The sequence below is a fragment of the Streptomyces sp. NPDC046303 genome, assembly GCF_055588085.1.
Map to the genome: position 1 here is coordinate 92,977 of NZ_JBVJFA010000010.1, position 13,548 is coordinate 106,524.

Here is a 13,548-nt window from a genome sequence, read left to right on the forward strand (position 1 = left end):
AGCGAGATCGACGAGCGTGCCGTGGACCTGCTGGAGGCGGCGTATCCGTGAGGACGTCGCATCATTCGTGGGCGACCACGGCGACCGGCGAGGTCGCGTGGTGCAGCACGGCGTGTGTGATCGGGCCGATGTGGAGGCCGAACGGCGAGTGGCGGATGCGCCGGCCGACGACGACGAGGGCGGAGCCGGCGGCGGCATCGAGGATCTGGGTCGCCGCCTGACCGATGGTCACGCGCGGTTCTACGGTCACCGAAGGGTACCTGTCCCGCCACGGGCCCAGGATCCCGTCCAGTTCCGTGGCGACGCCGTGAGCGATCTCCGCGAGGACCCCGGCGTCGAGCGCCGGCGCGTAGCTCAGGACCGGGGGCGGAGACCATCCGTGGACCACGACCAGCCTGCCGTCGCGATGGGCGGCCTCTTCGAAGGCGAAGGCGAGCAGTCTGTCACTGGCGTGGCGGACGTCCACACCGGTCACGACAGGACCCGGCTCGGAGACGCCGCCGGACGGGATTCCCGTGTGGTCGGCGGATCGTACGAGCACGACCGGGCGCTCGGTCTCGGCGATGGTGGCCGATCCCGTCGATCCGACGAGGAAGCCGGCGATGCTGCCGAGCCCGCGGGAGCCGAGTACCAGCAGGTCGGAATCCTTCGCGGCGGATGCGAGGGCCACGGAGGGCAGGCCTCCCACCCGGCGCGTGGAGATCTCCAGTGAAGGATGTTCGCGGCGCAGCTCGTCGGCCGTCTCGCGGAGGACGCCTTCGGCCCAGTGGCGGCGTTCCTCGGTGGTCGCGACCGGCAGCGGCGGATCCTCCAGCCATTCCTCGGCGTGGACCAGGTCCAGGGACGCGCCCCGCAGCTCGGCCTCGTGGGCAGCCCAGCGGGCCGCCGCACTGCTTTCAGGGGAGCCGTCCAGGCCCACGGTCACTCGGCTCGTCATGAGGTCCATCTCCTTCGATGACGCCCCACTTCCAGCTTCCTACAGCTTGGCTCGGCCCGCCCAGGCAGGAGGGCCGGGGTCATCCGGATTGCGTCGTCGCGGCGGGGGCACGGGCCGCAGCAGACCCGAGCGGCCACCGATGCCCACCGGAATCCGGGCAGGCATCCTGTGCGCGTGCAGATTCCCGGGCAGGTTCAACTTTCGGACGTGGCGGGCAGGATGGTGGTCTGCGGTGACGACGGACTCGCCCGTCGGCTGGCCGCCGAGCTCCGCGACGTGTACCAGGAGCGGGTGACGCTCGTGGTGCCGGCCGCTCGTCAGTCGCAGCCCGTGGTGGGGCGTCAACGGGTGCGGTACCTGGGGCGGTTCGGGCGAGCGTCGGCCAGGCCGGCGGGGGAGCGGCTGCCGGTACGGGAGCTGCGGGTACTGGAGGCGGAGCCGGACGAGGAGGGTGCTGGCCGCCGCGGGGCTGCGGCTGGTGATCCGGCTCTACCACCGCGAGCTCGGCCAGCACCTGGAGGAACACATCTTCGCGATCAACGACCCGGTGGTGGACGCCTCGACGCAGCAGCAGGTGTTGCAGATCCTGTCCGGGTTCGTGGGCCTGCTCCTGCTTCCGGTCCTGGTGGCGGCCGCGCTGGAAGCCCTGGGCGCGTTCCCCACCGCCATGGCCCTGCGCAGACCCCCGCGCGGCCTGTCCGGGCACGTGGTGCTCCTCGGACTGGGCAAGATCGGCACGCGGGTCCTGGCGAGGCTGCGGGGCCGAACTCCTCGGACAGGCACCCCCTAGGCGAGAGCGAAGTAGCGCAGCCACAGGTAGAGGGCGGCGAGGGCGACGGTGACGGCGGTGACGACGAGGCCGTATCGGGTGAACTGCCAGAAAGTGATGGGGTGACGGCTGCGTTCGGCGATGCCGAGGACCACGACGTTGGCGGAGGCGCCGACGGCGGTCGCATTGCCGCCGAGGTCGGCGCCGAGGGCGAGGGCCCACCACAGGACGTGGTCGGGGTCGCCTCCCATGCCGGTGACGAGCTCACTGGTGATGGGGGCCATCGTGGCGACGTAGGGGATGTTGTCGACGATCCCCGAGAGCACGGCGGAACCGCCCAGCAGGAGCATCGTGCCGCCCACCCGCGCTCCGCCGATGACGTCGGCGAGCTGTCCCGCGAGCTCGCCGATGACTCCGGTCTCGATGAGGGCGCCGACCATCACGAACAGGCCCGCGAAGAAGGCGAGGGTGGGCCATTCCACCTCGCCCAGCACCTCTCCGGTCTCGACCTTGGAGATCGCGATGAGCAGGCCGGCACCGAGGAGGGCGACGACGCTGGGCTCGTAGTGCAGCACGGGGTGCAGGACGAATCCGGCGACGACCAGGGCGAGGACGCTCAGGCCCTGGATCAGCAGGCGGGGATCCCTGATCGCCTCGCGTTCGCGCAGCTCCATGATCTCGGCGGCGCGCTTCTCGTCGTAGACGAAGTGCCTGGCGAACATCACCCGGCACAGCAGCACCATGACGAGGGTCAGGACCGCGGCGAGCGGGGCGAGGTGGACGAGGAAGTCGTTGAAGGTGAGCCCGGCCCGGCTGGCGATGATGATGTTGGGCGGGTCGCCGACGAGGGTGGCGGTGCCGCCGATGTTCGAGGCGAAGACCTCGGCCAGCAGGAACGGGATGGGTGACAGCTTCAGCCGGTCGCAGACCAGGAGCGTCACGGGGGCCACCAGCAGCACGGTGGTGACGTTGTCCAGCAGCGCGGAGGCCACCGCGGTGATGACCACCAGCATGGCCATCACCCGGAACGGTCTGGCCTTGGACTTCTTCACCGACCAGATCGCCAGGTACTCGAAGAGGCCGGTGCGCTTCAGGACGCCGACGATCATCATCATGCCGAGGAGCAGGAAGATGACGTTCCAGTCGATGCCGGTCTCATCCGAGTGGAAGGCCGACGTGTCGTCGGTCGCCCCGATGGCCAGCATCAGGGCGGCGCCGCCGAGGGCGGCGGCGACACGGTGGATCCACTCGGTGATGATCAGGACGTAGACGCCCGCGAAGACGGCGACGGCGGCCCAGCTCTGCCAGCCGCTCACGCCTGGCCGCCCGCCCGGAGCAGGTGGCGCATCAGAGCCGCTGCCGATACGACGCCGAGGAGTCGGCCCTTGCCGTCCGCCCCGCCGCGTTCGATCACCGCGACGAGGGGGACATGGGTGCGGGCCATCACGGCGGCGATCTGCATCGTCCCCGAGTCCGGGCCGACGTAGGGCGGCGTGAACTCGCGCGGGTGCAGCCATTCGGCCACCGTCTTGCCCGCGAGCGAGTCGGTCATCGCTTCGGCGTGCCGCTCGTCGATGACGGCGGCGAGCAGCGGGTCCTCCCTCACGTACCCGGGCACCAGCTGGCGCACGAGCTGGGAGCCGGGTACGACGGCGTACGGGGTGCCGTCCGCATCGAGGACGAGGAGCGCCGGCAGGTTCTGCCCGGCCAGCAGGCGGACCGCGTCGACCGCGGCGTCGTCGGTGGTCACGTACGGGTAGGGCTCGGCGAGATCACGGGCGGGCATGGCGCTGCTCCTGTTCGGACGCACGGCTCGGGACGGGAACGGAGGACGACTTCCCGGGGAATCCGTCGCTGACGAGCGCCCCTCCCCGCTGGAAGAGGAGGGCGGTCGAGGGGACGGGACGGGCGGCGAGCCCGGACAGAAGCACGGCGATCAGCAGTGCGACGCCGAAGACGGCGATGCCCGCTGCCGTGCGTCGACGGCGCACGGCCCAGCCCGTCAGGACGGCGGCGCCGGCGAGCGCGTACGCGACGGTGCCCGTCTCGCCGCCGAGGGACCGGCCGGCGACGTAGACGGCCGCACCCGCCGCGGCGATGGAGAGCCATTCCCAGCGGCCGTCGAGGGCGACCAGGGCGATCAGCAGGAGCGCGTACCAGGAGTAGCCGGGGGTCATGAGCAGGAAGGCGGTGCCCGTGACCAGCAGGGCTCCGCTCCAAGGGCGTTCGGGGTCGCCGCGGCGCACGACGTACCAGATCACGGCGAGCATGCCGGCCACGGCCAGCGGCAGCGCCCAGGAGTCCGGGAACAGCAGGCGCAGCAGGGCGTACCGGCCGCGGGCCGAGGCGTCCTCGTAGCCCTCCTCCTCGGCGTAGCCGCCGAGGTAGCCGAGGACCGAGGCGCGGGAGACCAGGACGTACGGCAGGTAGACGAGGCCGACGACCACGGCGGCGGGCAGCAGCACGGCGGCCGCGTCGCGCAGGCGCCGCACTCCCGACAGGGCTCCGGGCAGGAGTACCGCGGGCAGCATCTTGGCGGCGATGGCCAGGCCGAACAGGGCGCCGCCCGCCGCGCGGTGCCGGGCCACCACGCCGAGGGCGGCGACGGACAGGAGCACGGCGAGTACGTCGACGTGGGCGTTGTTCACCGCCTCGATCGGCACGGCCGGACACCATGCCCAGGAGGCGGCGTTACGGGGATCACCCCGGCGGCGCAGGATCAGTACGAGCGCGCCCGCTGTCACCACGGACAGCAGGTCCCCGCCGGCCTGCAGGGCCTTGTGGCGGACATCCGGCGGTGAGAGCGCGTGGACCAGCAGGAAATAGCCCTCGGCGACGGGCGGGTAGACGGTGTGCACCCGGGGGCGGTTGATCCGTGTGCACACTCCCTCCGCGACCGGTGCCCGGTCCGGTCCGGCGCAGGCGGCGGCGCCCTGCGGGAAGAGCCAGCGGTCCCGCAGCGGCAGGAGCGCGAGGTCCGCCGGCGTGTGGTCGTACGGGGAGATGCGGGCGGCCTGCACGCGGCCGTCCCACGCGTAGCGGAAGGAGTCGGTGCTGGTGCGGGGAGCCGCGACCAGACCGGTGGCGGCCACCACCACCCCGCCGGCCAGCACCAGCGGGACGACGTGCCGGGCGGGCACCTTGCGCAGCGCCCATGCGGCCGCGGCGAACAGCGCCCACGAGGCCGCGTACCACCAGGACAGTCCGGCCGGGTCCGCGAAGTACCCGTCCTTGCGCACGGTCAGCACGAGGGTGGCGGTCAGGGCCGCCAGCAGCAAGGCGGCGCCGGCGGTGCGGGGGCTGTCCATGGCGACAGCCTGGCAGCGCAGGGCGGGAATCCTGCCCCACCGGGCCTCGCGTCCGCGTTTCGTAAGGTGTCGAAGGCTCCATAGCGCGTCCCGTGGCGCTGTGATGGGAGCATGATGCCCCGAACCCGTTGGCGCCCGGTCCTCCCACCCGTGCGACCGCCCTCCTTCTCGGGACGGCTGCATGACGCCCGAACGGCGACGTCCGTCGGGCGCCTGCTGGGCATCGCCTTCGCGGTGTGTTTCGTGACCGGGCTGATCAGCCACTACCTCCAGCATCCGCCGGGATGGCTCGCCGACTACCTGCCGAGCCGGCCCGTCTGGGGGTACCGGCTCACCCAGGGGCTGCACATCGCCTTCGGACTGGCGGCGATCGTGTTGCTGCTCGTGAAGCTGTGGGCGGTGTATCCCCGCCTGTTCGTGTGGCCGCCGGTCCGGTCCGTGCGGCACGCCCTGGAGCGGCTCTCGGTCGCGGTGCTGGTGGCGACGGCGGTCTTCCAGGTCTTCACGGGACTCCTCAACATCGTCGAGTGGTACCCGTGGCCGTTCTCCTTCGTACCCGCGCACTTCGCCGTGGCCTGGGTGGCGGCGGGCTCGATCCTGTTGCACATCGCGGTGCAGGCGCCGACGATCAAGGCCCATTGGGGGCGGCGGTCGGCCGGGACACTGGAGCTTCCGGCCGAGGACGCCCGGGACCGGCGCTCGCTCCTGCTGGGGGTCGGCGCGGCGGTCGGGGCGGTGACCCTGACCACGGTCGGCCAGTCCTTCACCCCGCTCAAGCGACTGGACCTGCTGGCAGCCCGACACCCCGATCACGGGCCGCAGGGGCTGCCGGTGAACCGTACGGCGGCCGCGGCCGGAGTATCGGCGGCTGCCCTGCGCGACTGGCGGCTGGAGGTGCTGGGCCCCCGCCCCTTCACGCTGACCCTCGATCAACTGCGGACGCTGCCGCAGTCACAGGCGAGGCTCCCGATCTCCTGCGTGGAGGGCTGGAGCGTGGAGGCCCGCTGGGGCGGCGTACGGGTACGCGACCTCGTGGAACGGGCCGGCGGCAGGCCCGGAGCCGGGGTGCGGGTGGTCTCGCTCGAAGTGCAGGGCGCGTACCGGGTGATGGAGATGGGGCAGGAGTACGCGGAGGATCCCCTGACCCTGCTCGCCCTCACCCTGAACGGCGGCGTTCTCCTGCCCGATCACGGCTACCCGGCGCGGATCATCGCGCCGAACCGGCCCGGTGTACTGCAGACGAAATGGGTCACCCGGCTGGAGGTCATGTGAAGCGCGAGGCGGTCGATGCCCGTCGGGTGGGGGCGGTCCGCTACGTCCTGGGCGGCCTGGGGCTGCTGCTGATGGCCATCGGCGGCCGGCAGCTGTCCGTGCTGCCCCAGTCCGAGGACGTGGCCGTCTGGCTCGCCGGAGCGCTGGTCCTGCACGACGGCCTGATCGCGCCCCTCGTCCTGGCCGGCGGATTCCTGATCGCCGCCGTCCCCACGCGCGGGGTGCTGCGCGGCGCCCTGATCGTCGGCGGCTCACTGCTCCTGATCACGCTTCCTCTGCTGGTCCGGCCCGGCTCCCCGCCCAACCCGTCCGCGCTGCCGCTGCCTTACGGGCGCAACCTGCTGCTGGTGCTCGCCGCGGTGGCGATCGCGGCCGTCGTGGTGGCAGTGGCGGCGCGCTACCGCCCACGGCACCCGGGCCGCCGGCCCGGACCCGGATCCCGGCCGCAGCAGGAGACGACCGGGAACGACGGCGGGCCGGAGCCCGGACGGGCGGCCGGCCCGACGCCCGGACCCGGGACTCAGGCTCCCGGCGACGGGACCTGAGGCCGCCGGGAGAGTTCGACGAAGACCCGGCCCGCCACCGACCACTCGTCCGTGAGGGCCCAGCCGGTGGTACGGGCGTGGCGGCGCAGGGCACGCGCCCCGAGCCGGGCCCAGGCGAACGGCGCCCCGAGCCCGCCGCTGCCGTTGTCGAGCCGGACCTCGCAGCGTTCGTCGACGTCCAGCGACAGGCATTCCACGATGACCCGCGCCGCCGGGCCGGTCACCGCCTCCAGGCGCCCCAACAGGGCCGCGGGATCTCCGCCGATGCCGATGTTTCCGTCGATGAGCAGCGCCGTGTCCCACCGTCCCTCCCCGGGCAGCGGCTCGAACACCGACCGGCACAGCGCGAGCCCGCCCACCCGTGCGGTACGGGCCACCGCCGCCGGGCTCACGTCCACGCCCAGGGCCCGGTGTCCGCGTGCGGCCAGCGCGGCGACCAGGCGTCCGGGACCGCATCCGATGTCCAGGACCGCCCCCTGGCACCGGGCCAGCACGCTGAGGTCCGCCGCGTCCGGGGCGGCGCACCAGCGCTCCACCTCCAGCGGCAACAGCCAGCCGTCGCTCCGGCGCAGGAACAGCGGGCCCCGGCCCCGGTGCAGCGCGTCGGCGTACGGGTCCTCCCGCCAGGCGGCCGGCCGGGGGAGGGCGCCCCGGGCCGCGGCCGCCTCGCGTGCCGCCTCGCGTGCCCTGCGGAGCCTCATGACTCCACCGGTCCGCGGGCGGAGGAGGCCCGGGCCGCCGTGAGCCGCGCGTACAGGGCCACGAAGCGGCTGCCGCCGGCCTCGAGGGCCTCGCCGACCTCGCCGGCCACCAGCCGGGCGTCCTCGGCGGTGTCCACGTCCCGCAGCAGCGGCAGCCGGCCGACCCGCAGCCCTGCGGCCACGAGCCGGCCGTACTGCACCGCGCCCGTTTCGGGGACGGACATCGGTACGCCGCGCAGCAGCGCGGGGTCCGGTGCGGCCAGCCCGAGCGCCCAGAAGCCCCCGTCGAAGGCCGGGCCGAACCACGCGTCGTACTCCTGCCAGGCGTCCGGCCCGATCGCCGGAGCCAGCAGGGCGGGGCTGATCTGCGGGGTGTCCATGCCGATCAGCAGCGCCGGTCCGGCGCAGCCGGCGAAAGCGGCGGCGAGCCGCTCGTCCAGGCCTCCGGCGCACTGCCGGACGACCTCGAACCCGGGGGGCAGCCAGGGTCCGGGGCGGCCGTCGAGGACGAGGACCCGCCGCTCGGCCGGGGCGGCGGCGACCGCCTCCAGTGTGTCGGCAAGGGCGGCTTCCGCCAGCCGGGCCGCCTCGGCCGGGGTGAAGGCGGGAGTGAGCCGCGTCTTCACCCGTCCCGGCACGGGTTCCTTCGCGATCACCAGAAGGGTGGTCACCGCGGGCCCCCCGGCACGGTGTCGACGGCCACCGGTTCGGCGAGCACCCGGCTCATGTCGCGTACCGCCTGGTAGGTGCCCCGCCAGGTTCCGGTGACCTTGGACTTGCCGGCCCGGGGGAAGTAGGGCACGTCGACCTCCCGGATCCGCCACCCGGCGTCTGCGGCCCGGACCACCATCTGGAGCGGATAGCCGCTGCGCCGGTCGGTGAGCCCCAGCGCGAGGAGCGACGCGCGCCGTGCCGCCCGCATCGGGCCGAGGTCGTGCAGCCGCAGCCCGGTGCGGCGCCGCAGCATCCGGGACAGGGCCAGGTTTCCGGCGCGGGCGTGCACCGGCCAGGCTCCGCGACCCCGGGGCCGGCGCCGCCCGAGCACGAGGTCGGCCCCGCCCTCCTCGACCGCGCGGACGAACCCGGTGAGGAGCCCGGGGTCGAGCGAGGCGTCGCAGTCGCAGAAGCAGACGACCTCGGCCTCGGCGGCCAGCAGCCCGGCGTGGCAGGCAGCCCCGAAGCCGCGACGCGACTCGTGCACCACGGTGGCGCCGAGGCCGCGCGCGATCTCGGCGGAACCGTCGGTGGAGCCGTTGTCGACGACGACGGCACGCCAGCCGGCAGGGATGCGGGCGAGCACCCAGGGCAGTGCCTCGGCCTCGTTCAGACAGGGGAGTACGACGTCTACGGTCACGGATTTCACCGTATGGACGCCGGACGGACGGGGGGGCCATCGACTCCTTACGAAACGCGGACATCACCCTCGGCGCCGCCCCGGCGGTGCCGAGGCCGGCCCGCACGGTGAGACCCTTGGCCGCATGAGCATGGGTAGCGCGCCGGGCAGAGTCCTCGTCGTCGAGGACGATCCGACGGTCGCCGAGGTCGTGACCGGATATCTGGTGCGCGCCGGATTCACCGTGGAGCATGCCGCGGACGGCGCCGCGGCCCTCGCCAGTGCCGGGCGGGAATGGCCCGACCTCGTCGTCCTGGACCTGATGCTGCCGGGGCTGGACGGGCTGGAGGTGTGCCGGAGGCTTCGTGCCGTCGGCCCGGTGCCGGTGGTCATGCTCACCGCGCGGGGCGCCGAGGAGGACCGCATCGCCGGGCTGGAACTGGGCGCCGACGACTACGTCACCAAGCCCTTCAGCCCCCGCGAACTCGTCCTGCGGGTCGAATCCGTGCTGCGCCGCAGTCGCGGCCGGGGCGGTCCGGTGACCGGCTCGGTGACCGGTCCGGTGACCGCACCAGCGCAGCCCGCGTTGCGCGGCGGCGGACTGTCCCTCGATCCCGGCACCCGCCGCGCCTCCAAGAACGGCCTGGAACTCGCGCTCACCCTGCGGGAGTTCGACCTCCTGGCGTACTTCCTGCGGCACCCCGGCCAGGCACTCGGCCGGGAGGACCTGATGCGGGACGTGTGGGGCTGGGAGTTCGGGGACCTGTCCACCGTCACGGTCCACGTCCGGCGGCTGCGCGCCAAGATCGAGGACGACCCCGCCCGGCCCGGGCTCATCCAGACCGTATGGGGCGTCGGATACCGCTTCGAGGTCCCGTCCGGGACGGAGCAGGCCACGTGAAGGACCTGCTGCTCATCGCCGCGTTCGCGCTGGGCGGGGCCACCTGTGCGGGAGTTCTCGGCGCGGTCGCCCTGCGCCTGCTGCGCCACCGTTCCGTCGCCGTGTCCCTGACCGTGGTGGCGGCCGTCACGGTCACCGCCATGCTCGCGGGCACGCTCGCGGTCGCCCAGGCGATGTTCCTCTCCGCGCACGACCTCACCGTCGTCACGCTCGTCGTGGCGATGGCCGCCGCCGTCTCGCTGGCGACCGCCCTCCTGCTGGGCCGCTGGGTCGTCGCCCGCAGCCACGACCTGGCCCGCGCCGCCCGGGACTTCGGCGACGACGGCAGTTTCGCCGCCCCGGCCGTCCCCGCCACCGCCGAACTCGCCTCGCTCTCCCGGGAGCTGGCCGCCACCAGCGCCAAGCTGGCCGCCTCCCGTGAGCGGGAGCGGGCCCTGGAGACCTCGCGCCGCGAGCTGGTCGCCTGGATCTCCCACGACCTGCGCACCCCGCTGGCCGGACTCCGGGCCATGGCGGAGGCACTGGAGGACGGCGTGGCCGCCGACCCGGCCCGCTACCACCGGCAGATCGGCGCCGAAGTCGAACGGCTCAACTCCATGGTCGGCGACCTCTTCGAACTCTCCCGCATCCACGCGGGCGCCCTCACCCTGGCCCCGAGCCGGATCTCGGTCTACGACCTCGTGGGCGACGCGCTGTCCGGGGTCCACCCGCTCGCCCGCGAACACGGCGTGCGGCTGGTCGGAGCGGAGGTCGAAGCCGTGCCGGTGGAGGTCGACGGCAGGGAGATGACGAGGGTCCTGGCCAACCTCCTGGTCAACGCCATCCGTCACACCCCGGCCGACGGTACGGTCGCGGTCGCCGCCGAACGCCGCGCCGACGCCGTGGTGCTCTCCGTGACGGACGGCTGCGGCGGCATCCCGGACGAGGAACTCCCGCGGGTCTTCGACACAGGCTGGCGCGGCAGCGCGGCCCGCACCCCGCCCGCCGGCGCGGGTCTCGGCCTCGCGATCGTGCGCGGCATCGTCGAGGCCCACGCGGGACGTACGGACGTGCGCAACGTGCCGGGCGGCTGCCGCTTCGAGGTGACCCTGCCGCTGCCGGCCCCCGCGGGGTGAGACAGGGCCGGCCTACGCGTGCTGCGGGGAACCGGCCGAGGCGCGCTGACCTGCACGCGCGAACTCGGTCATCCCTTCCGTGAAGCCGACCCGCGGCAGCCACCCGAGCTCCCGGCGCAGCCGCGAGGAATCGGCGGTGATGTGCCGGACGTCGCCGAGCCGGAACTCACCCGTGACCACGGGAGCGGGGCCACCGTGGGCCGCCGCGAGCGCCCCGGCCATCTCTCCGATGGTGTGCGGCTCGCCGCTGCCCGTGTTGTAGGCGGCGAGCGAGCCGCCCGGACGGCCGCCGACCGCCTCCAGCGCCATGACATTGGCCGCGGCCACGTCCCGGACGTGTACGAAGTCCCGCCGCTGAGCCCCGTCTTCGAAGACCCGCGGAGCCTCACCCCGGGCCAGCGCCGACCGGAAGAACGACGCCACCCCCGCGTACGGGGTGTCCCGCGGCATCCCCGGCCCGTACACGTTGTGATAGCGCAGCGACACCGCCTGCCCGCCGGTGGACCGCGCCCAGGCCGCCGTCAGGTGCTCCTGCGCCAGCTTCGTGGTCGCGTACACAGTGCGGGGATCCGCCGGGGCGTCCTCGCCCACCAGACCGGGGACCAGCTCCGCCCCGCACACCGGGCAGTGCGGCTCGAACCGCCCGGCCTCCAGATCGGCGACCTCGCGCGGGCCGGGCCGCACGACCCCGTCGCGCGGGCACGCGTAGCGCCCCTCCCCGTAGACCACCATCGAGCCCGCCAGCACCAGCCGGCGCACCCCCGCCTCGGCCATCGCCGCCAGGAGCACCGCCGTGCCCAGGTCGTTGCAGCCGACGTACGCGGGGGCGTCCGCGAAGTCCTGACCCAGCCCGACCATCGCCGCCTGATGGCACACGGCGTCAACGCCGCGCAGAGCCGGGCGCACCGCCTCCGCGTCCCGGAGATCGGCCCGGACCAGCTCGGCATCGGGCAGGACGGGCGGCACCGGATGAGCGGCCGGCAGGAGCGCGTCCAGGACCACGGGCGTGTGCCCGCCCTCGTTCAGTGCCGTGACGATGTGCGAGCCGATGAAGCCCGCGCCGCCCGTGACAAGTACTCGCATGCCGCGGACGCTACGGAACTCCGCACGCGCACGGCCGCTTCCACGCCCGGACGTAAGACTTCCGTCATCGAATGGGGCACCCGATCGCTCCCGCTCGTCGTGCGCCGCACGGGGTGTTCCCCGGGGTATGCACCGAGACCTTCGACGCTGACGGAAGGCGCGGGCTTTCCGCGTGGCGCGGTCCGCGCTCGTCAGGCGCCCGTGCCCTCCGGTGCCCGCGCCTCGGGTGTGGCCGTCCCCGCCCGGCGGCCGTCAGCCTCCAGCCGGATCGCTTCGATCCGTACGGGGTGTTCGTACGCCGTCTCGGGCAGGGGGACGCCTTGGCGCCAGAGCTCGCTGAGCCGGGTGTTCAGGAGCCGTTCCGCGGCGAGGTCGGCAGGAGGAGGCAGGCGGAGAGCGTCCAGCAGGGCGAACCGATGCAGGTCCACGGCCGCCCGGACGCTCTCGCCGTAGGCGACGGCGGCATGGACCGCGCCGATGTAGGAGACGCGGGCGACCGCCAACGGGATCAACGCCAGCAGGAACCACCAGCCCGAGGCGGCCAGAAGGCCCGCCGCCACCAGGGCCGTGGCGGCCATGACCACCGCGAGGCGGGCGGCGGCGTCCATGATGTCGCGCCGGTCGTCGACGATCCGCCTGGTGTCCGCGGGGAACAGCGGGTACAGGCGCGGCCAGGCGACGACCGCGTCGAGGCCGTAGGGCTCGCCCGCGCTGATCTCGGTGGCCGCCAGCACATTGCCGAGAGCGGTGGGCCGCAGCACGGCCGCGGGCGGGAACAGGCGCCGCAGCCGGGTACCCGACTGCCCCGCCGCCTGGATCCGGGCCTCGGTGAGCTCACCGGCCGGCAGCTCCTCACCGGCGGCCAGCCGGGCGCGGCGGCCCGCCTGCCGCCGCCGCGACAGGTCCGCAGCGCGCCGCGAAGGCCAGCCGCCCTCCAGTACGCGTACCAGCGCGAGCTGCAGCGGATGCGCGAGGGACGCCAGCAGGGTCATGGCCAGTGCCAGCAGCAGGATCTCGCCCAAGCCCAGATGTCCCGCGGTGTGCCAGGCCCGGTCGAAGTCGAGCCGGCCGGGGGCGCCCGCCCACACGAGGACGAGGACCGCCAGCCCGGCCGCGTACGTCGGGATGTAGTCCACCAGCAGGAACCTCGCGCCGCCGAAGCCCGGTCTGGCCAGCGCGTCCAGCTTCATCGCGGCAGCTCGAGCACGCCGTGGCCGTTCGGGCAGGCCGGCGGGTCCCGGGGGTCCACGTGGACCCGCCTGATCTCGGCCCCGCACGTGCCGCACGTGTACCGCAGCAGCCGGTAGTGCAAGGACTCGCCGGGAAGGGTCGCGCCCGCGCCATCTCCCAGCGCACGCATGCCGGTTGCGCCGATCCGGACGAGCCGGCTGCGGCTCGTGACCCCGACGGGCCGTCCGTCCACGACGAGGAGCACGTACTCGACCGCTTCGGCGGCCAGCAGGGCCTCCAGTGCGCCGGCCGCGTCTTCAAGCGTCAGACCCCCGGGGAGGTCGAGCCGCACGGCGCCGTCGGCCGGAGCCGAGGGATCGAAGAGCAACGTCAGGTTCTCCACGCTGAACGAGG

At 73.9% G+C, this 13,548-nt stretch carries 14 protein-coding genes and 1 pseudogene; 5 read left to right on the top strand and 10 right to left on the bottom strand.

The annotated features are described in order from the left end of the window. Positions 1 to 61: 61 nt before the first annotated feature. Positions 62 to 937: a universal stress protein gene (locus tag ACZ6I1_RS13085; protein WP_469286441.1), complete on the bottom strand. Its 876-nt coding sequence runs from the start codon at positions 935 to 937 to the stop codon at positions 62 to 64. A gap of 526 nt (positions 938 to 1,463) precedes the next feature. Between ACZ6I1_RS13085 and ACZ6I1_RS13090 the strand changes: the two are divergent. After that, positions 1,464 to 1,697, top strand: a pseudogene (locus ACZ6I1_RS13090) (potassium transporter TrkA); the annotation flags it as partial. A gap of 26 nt (positions 1,698 to 1,723) precedes the next feature. Here the strand turns inward: ACZ6I1_RS13090 and ACZ6I1_RS13095 are convergent. From ACZ6I1_RS13095 to ACZ6I1_RS13105, 3 genes are read right to left on the bottom strand one after another with little or no spacing between them, the layout of a single operon-like run. Beyond that, entirely contained in the window at positions 1,724 to 3,022 is a 1,299-nt protein-coding gene (locus tag ACZ6I1_RS13095; protein ID WP_469286443.1) for an ArsB/NhaD family transporter, read from the bottom strand. Beyond that, positions 3,019 to 3,492, bottom strand: coding sequence for a CBS domain-containing protein (locus ACZ6I1_RS13100; protein WP_469286445.1), 474 nt, complete (start codon positions 3,490 to 3,492; stop codon positions 3,019 to 3,021). The genes ACZ6I1_RS13095 and ACZ6I1_RS13100 overlap by 4 nt, the downstream gene beginning before the upstream one ends. Beyond that, positions 3,479 to 5,014 (bottom strand): glycosyltransferase 87 family protein, encoded by a 1,536-nt coding sequence (locus ACZ6I1_RS13105; protein ID WP_469286447.1) that lies wholly within the window; start codon positions 5,012 to 5,014, stop codon positions 3,479 to 3,481. The genes ACZ6I1_RS13100 and ACZ6I1_RS13105 overlap by 14 nt, the downstream gene beginning before the upstream one ends. Positions 5,015 to 5,125: 111 nt before the next feature. Between ACZ6I1_RS13105 and ACZ6I1_RS13110 the strand changes: the two genes are divergently transcribed. After that, on the top strand, positions 5,126 to 6,286 hold the full coding sequence (locus ACZ6I1_RS13110; protein ID WP_469286449.1) for a molybdopterin-dependent oxidoreductase: 1,161 nt from the start codon (positions 5,126 to 5,128) through the stop codon (positions 6,284 to 6,286). Continuing rightward, entirely contained in the window at positions 6,283 to 6,831 is a 549-nt protein-coding gene (locus tag ACZ6I1_RS13115) for a hypothetical protein (protein ID WP_469286451.1), read from the top strand. The genes ACZ6I1_RS13110 and ACZ6I1_RS13115 overlap by 4 nt, the downstream gene beginning before the upstream one ends. Here ACZ6I1_RS13115 and ACZ6I1_RS13120 read toward each other — a convergent pair. The 3 genes from ACZ6I1_RS13120 to ACZ6I1_RS13130 are packed head-to-tail and all read right to left on the bottom strand — an operon-like array spanning position 6,807 to position 8,895. Beyond that, positions 6,807 to 7,532, bottom strand: a complete 726-nt coding sequence (locus ACZ6I1_RS13120) for a class I SAM-dependent methyltransferase (RefSeq protein ID WP_469286453.1) — start codon at positions 7,530 to 7,532, stop codon at positions 6,807 to 6,809. The genes ACZ6I1_RS13115 and ACZ6I1_RS13120 overlap by 25 nt on opposite strands. Continuing rightward, positions 7,529 to 8,203: a TIGR04282 family arsenosugar biosynthesis glycosyltransferase gene (locus ACZ6I1_RS13125; protein WP_469286455.1), complete on the bottom strand. Its 675-nt coding sequence runs from the start codon at positions 8,201 to 8,203 to the stop codon at positions 7,529 to 7,531. The genes ACZ6I1_RS13120 and ACZ6I1_RS13125 overlap by 4 nt, the downstream gene beginning before the upstream one ends. After that, the gene (locus ACZ6I1_RS13130) at positions 8,200 to 8,895 is read right to left on the bottom strand and encodes a glycosyltransferase family 2 protein (protein ID WP_469286457.1); all 696 of its coding nucleotides are present in this window, start codon (positions 8,893 to 8,895) and stop codon (positions 8,200 to 8,202) included. Before ACZ6I1_RS13130 ends, ACZ6I1_RS13125 begins: the two co-directional genes overlap by 4 nt. Before the next feature lie 115 nt (positions 8,896 to 9,010). Between ACZ6I1_RS13130 and ACZ6I1_RS13135 the strand changes: the two genes are divergently transcribed. Both ACZ6I1_RS13135 and ACZ6I1_RS13140 read left to right on the top strand, forming a co-directional pair. Beyond that, entirely contained in the window at positions 9,011 to 9,766 is a 756-nt protein-coding gene (locus ACZ6I1_RS13135) for a response regulator transcription factor (protein WP_469286459.1), read from the top strand. Further along, positions 9,763 to 10,881 (top strand): sensor histidine kinase, encoded by a 1,119-nt coding sequence (locus tag ACZ6I1_RS13140; RefSeq protein WP_469286461.1) that lies wholly within the window; start codon positions 9,763 to 9,765, stop codon positions 10,879 to 10,881. Before ACZ6I1_RS13135 ends, ACZ6I1_RS13140 begins: the two co-directional genes overlap by 4 nt. Before the next feature lie 12 nt (positions 10,882 to 10,893). On the opposite strand, the gene ACZ6I1_RS13145 is transcribed toward ACZ6I1_RS13140, so the two are convergent. The 3 genes from ACZ6I1_RS13145 to ACZ6I1_RS13155 all read right to left on the bottom strand — a co-directional run bounded on the left by ACZ6I1_RS13145 (position 10,894) and on the right by ACZ6I1_RS13155 (position 13,537). Then, a complete protein-coding gene (locus ACZ6I1_RS13145) occupies positions 10,894 to 11,964 on the bottom strand; it encodes an NAD-dependent epimerase/dehydratase family protein (RefSeq protein ID WP_469286463.1) in 1,071 nt (356 codons plus the stop codon). Positions 11,965 to 12,155: 191 nt separating this feature from the next. Further along, complete coding sequence (locus tag ACZ6I1_RS13150) at positions 12,156 to 13,154, bottom strand: hypothetical protein (RefSeq protein WP_469286465.1); 999 nt, start codon at positions 13,152 to 13,154, stop codon at positions 12,156 to 12,158. Next, positions 13,151 to 13,537 carry a hypothetical protein gene (locus ACZ6I1_RS13155; RefSeq protein WP_469286467.1) on the bottom strand — a complete coding sequence of 129 codons (387 nt, stop codon included), beginning with the start codon at positions 13,535 to 13,537 and terminating at the stop codon, positions 13,151 to 13,153. Before ACZ6I1_RS13155 ends, ACZ6I1_RS13150 begins: the two co-directional genes overlap by 4 nt. Between the last annotated feature and the right edge of the window lie 11 nt (positions 13,538 to 13,548).

What these genes read in the sequence shown, in the direction of transcription:
- ACZ6I1_RS13085 (WP_469286441.1), bottom strand. Translation starts at nt 937, where the DNA reads ATGACGAGCCGAGTGACCGTGGGCCTGGACGGCTCCCCTGAAAGCAGT.
- ACZ6I1_RS13100 (WP_469286445.1), bottom strand. Translation starts at nt 3,492, where the DNA reads ATGCCCGCCCGTGATCTCGCCGAGCCCTACCCGTACGTGACCACCGAC.
- ACZ6I1_RS13105 (WP_469286447.1), bottom strand. Translation starts at nt 5,014, where the DNA reads ATGGACAGCCCCCGCACCGCCGGCGCCGCCTTGCTGCTGGCGGCCCTG.
- ACZ6I1_RS13110 (WP_469286449.1), top strand. Translation starts at nt 5,126, where the DNA reads ATGATGCCCCGAACCCGTTGGCGCCCGGTCCTCCCACCCGTGCGACCG.
- ACZ6I1_RS13120 (WP_469286453.1), bottom strand. Translation starts at nt 7,532, where the DNA reads ATGAGGCTCCGCAGGGCACGCGAGGCGGCACGCGAGGCGGCCGCGGCC.
- ACZ6I1_RS13135 (WP_469286459.1), top strand. Translation starts at nt 9,011, where the DNA reads ATGAGCATGGGTAGCGCGCCGGGCAGAGTCCTCGTCGTCGAGGACGAT.
- ACZ6I1_RS13145 (WP_469286463.1), bottom strand. Translation starts at nt 11,964, where the DNA reads ATGCGAGTACTTGTCACGGGCGGCGCGGGCTTCATCGGCTCGCACATC.
- ACZ6I1_RS13150 (WP_469286465.1), bottom strand. Translation starts at nt 13,154, where the DNA reads ATGAAGCTGGACGCGCTGGCCAGACCGGGCTTCGGCGGCGCGAGGTTC.